A 2,100-nucleotide genomic window follows, 5' to 3' on the forward strand; every position below is an offset into this window, starting at 1 on the left:
AGCCGGTGCTGCCGACGACGTCCACGGTCGCGTACGGCCCCGCCGGGGCGAGCAACCGCGACCGCAACCGCGCGGCGTCCAGGGATCGGTGCGCTGTCACATCCGCATACCCTAGCCCGCCTCCGCCGACGCCGCGGACCGCCGTGGCGGACCCGACGCCGGTGTGGGTGGCGGCCGCGGGCCGGGTCGGTGATCCCCGTGGTGACGTTGCCTACGCCACATCCCGTGCGCGCCGTCACCCTGATTAAGCTCGGCGGGCATGAGCAGCGCGACGGAGCCACTCGGGACCCCTCCCGGAGACGAGCCGGACATCCACACCACGGCCGGCAAGCTCGCCGACCTCTACCGCCGCAACGACGAGGCGATCCACGCGGGCTCGACCCGGGCGGTGGAGCGTCAGCACGCCAAGGGCAAGAAGACCGCGCGGGAGCGCATCGACCTGCTGCTCGACCCCGGTTCGTTCGTGGAGCTCGACGCGCTGGCCCGGCACCGGTCCACGAACTTCGGCCAGGACGCCAACCGGCCCTACGGCGACGGGGTGGTCACCGGGCACGGCACCATCGACGGGCGGCCGGTCTGCGTGTTCAGCCAGGACGTGACCGTGTTCGGCGGCTCGCTGGGCGAGGTGTACGGCGAGAAGATCGTCAAGGTGATGGACCTGGCCCTCAGGACCGGCAGGCCGATCATCGGGATCAACGAGGGCGGCGGCGCGCGCATCCAGGAGGGCGTGGTCTCGCTGGGCCTGTACGCCGAGATCTTCCGCCGCAACACGCACGCCTCCGGGGTCATCCCGCAGATCTCGCTGATCATGGGCGCGAACGCGGGCGGGCACGTGTACTCGCCCGCGCTGACCGACTTCGTGGTGATGGTCGACCAGACCTCGCAGATGTTCATCACCGGCCCCGACGTCATCAAGACCGTGACCGGCGAGGACGTCACGTTCGAGGAGCTGGGCGGGGGCCGCACGCACAACACGAAGTCGGGCAACGCGCACTACCTGGCCTCCGACGAGGACGACGCCGTCTCCTACGTCAAGGAGCTGCTGTCCTTCCTGCCCGCGAACAACCTCTCCGAACCGCCGGTGTTCGACGCACCCGAGCCGGTCGCCGAGTCGATCACCGACGGGGTCACCGACGGCGACCGCGAGCTCGACACGCTCATCCCGGACTCGCCGAACCAGCCCTACGACATGCACGAGGTCATCACCCGTGTCGTGGACGACGGTGAGTTCTGCGAGGTGCACGAGCTGTTCGCGCCGAACGTCGTGGTCGGCTTCGGCCGCGTGGACGGGCGCAGCGTGGGCGTGGTCGCCAACCAGCCCACCCAGTTCGCCGGCTGCCTGGACATCGACGCCTCGGAGAAGGCCGCCCGGTTCGTGCGCACCTGCGACGCCTTCAACGTGCCGGTGCTGACCTTCGTGGACGTGCCGGGCTTCCTGCCGGGCACCGACCAGGAGTTCAACGGCATCATCCGGCGCGGCGCCAAGCTCATCTACGCCTACGCCGAGGCCACGGTGCCGCTGGTCACGGTGATCACCCGGAAGGCCTACGGCGGCGCGTACGACGTGATGGGGTCCAAACACCTCGGCGCCGACGTGAACATCGCCTGGCCGACGGCCCAGATCGCGGTGATGGGCGCGCAGGGCGCGGCCAACATCGTGCACCGCAAGACGCTGGCCAACGCCGCCGAGGCGGGTGAGGACGTCGAGGCCCTGCGCGAGCAGCTGATCCAGGAGTACGAGGACACGCTGTGCAACCCGTACGTGGCCGCCGAACGCGGCTACGTCGACACGGTGATCCCGCCCTCGCACACCCGCGGCCACGTGGCCCGCTCCCTGCGCATGCTGGCCGACAAACGCGAGACCCTCCCCCCGAAGAAACACGGCAACATCCCCCTCTGACCCGCGAGTCGCCACCCCAGACCCGCGAGTCGCCACTCCAGGACCGCGAGTCGACGCGAAGGAAGGACCGCGATGGCCGACACCGACGCGCCGGGCCCGGACACGGCGGAGGCTCCCGTGCTGCGGATCGTGCGCGGACACCCCGACGAGGCCGAGGTGGCGGCGCTGACCGCCGTCGTCGCCGGCCTCGCGGCGGCGGG

2 protein-coding genes are annotated in these 2,100 nt (G+C 71.0%); both read left to right on the plus strand.

Annotated features, from left to right (window positions below; all coding sequences use genetic code 11):
• The first annotated feature begins 259 nt into the window (after positions 1-259).
• Entirely contained in the window at positions 260-1,900 is a 1,641-nt protein-coding gene (locus tag SACPADRAFT_RS0201770; protein WP_007027397.1) for an acyl-CoA carboxylase subunit beta, read from the plus strand.
• Between the two features lie 72 nt (positions 1,901-1,972).
• The coding region (locus SACPADRAFT_RS30175) for an acyl-CoA carboxylase epsilon subunit (protein ID WP_040923799.1) at positions 1,973-2,100 on the plus strand (128 nt) is incomplete at its 3' end.

The organism is Saccharomonospora iraqiensis subsp. paurometabolica YIM 90007, from assembly GCF_000231035.2.
In the GTDB taxonomy this organism is placed as follows: Bacteria; Actinomycetota; Actinomycetes; order Mycobacteriales; family Pseudonocardiaceae; genus Saccharomonospora; species Saccharomonospora paurometabolica.